The following is an 839-nucleotide window of genomic DNA, read 5'->3' as shown; positions in this document are numbered from 1 at the left end:
CTACAACCCAAAGCGGCGGCACAGTTCCAACGACGGGCTGTCCCCGGTAGAGTTTGAGAAGCGGTACGCACTAAACGGCTGACGACTGTCTACAAAAGCCTGGGCGATTCAAGGCGAAGCAGGAACCGCGCTGCCACCTATCTGCGATTATGCCATGAAGCTGCCTAATGTTCTTTGGACGAACGTCGCCGCAATTGGCGGCCCGGTCAGAATAAGCGTGATGAGGATGAGGCCCGTCCCGCCGCGTTGCAGCGCCTAGCTTGCCGTATTGACATCGCCATCCGGATCCACATGGGCACCGCTGCCCTAATGCCGCCTCTCGCGGAACTGGAAAGTTGAACTGCCGGCGAACCGGTGACTGCGCCCAGTCAACGCGTGATACAGATAATCAAAAATTTTCGAAAAATGGGTTGCTGCAAGCAGAATAGAAGACTTCGCACTTGCCGCCCTTTGGGGCTTTACATAGACCTTCAGCGTTCTTCTTCGCCTGCCTAATCGTCTTGCCCGCAGCAAGGCCCGTGCGGGAGCCTGGTCCCTCGACCTTGGGAATCACCGAGGCTGCACATTGATTCGAATATGTCAACAATATCTCGCAGTCCCTAGCCCCCTCCACACCGCATTGTTCAAGCGCCTCCGTTAGCGCCTCCTCGGCACTTTCACGACCTACCGAGGAGCCAGCAACCGCGGTGCTCTTGGACTGAGCTATCGCTCCATATCGCGAATGCCAACGACCAGTTTGCCGGGGAGGCATAGACGGAAGGTCGTTATTTGCGCCGGGGGGGGGGGGGGGGGGGGGGGGGGGGGGGGGGGGGGGGGGGCGGGGGGGGGGCGGGGGGGGG

General features: G+C 60.4%; 1 protein-coding gene. It reads right to left on the bottom strand.

The genetic code is table 11. The features are described from left to right. Nucleotides 1-388: 388 nt before the first annotated feature. Nucleotides 389-751, bottom strand: coding sequence for a DUF4189 domain-containing protein (locus AC1VXD_RS19845; protein ID WP_482993483.1), 363 nt, complete (start codon nucleotides 749-751; stop codon nucleotides 389-391). Nucleotides 752-839 lie beyond the last annotated feature (88 nt).

The sequence above is a fragment of the Stenotrophomonas sp. STEN054 genome (genome assembly GCF_056854535.1).
This window is presented reverse-complemented; position numbering and strand designations above follow the sequence as displayed.

Excerpts from the sequence above, each read along its gene's own strand:
- AC1VXD_RS19845 (WP_482993483.1), bottom strand. The coding sequence starts at position 751 with ATGCCTCCCCGGCAAACTGGTCGTTGGCATTCGCGATATGGAGCGATA.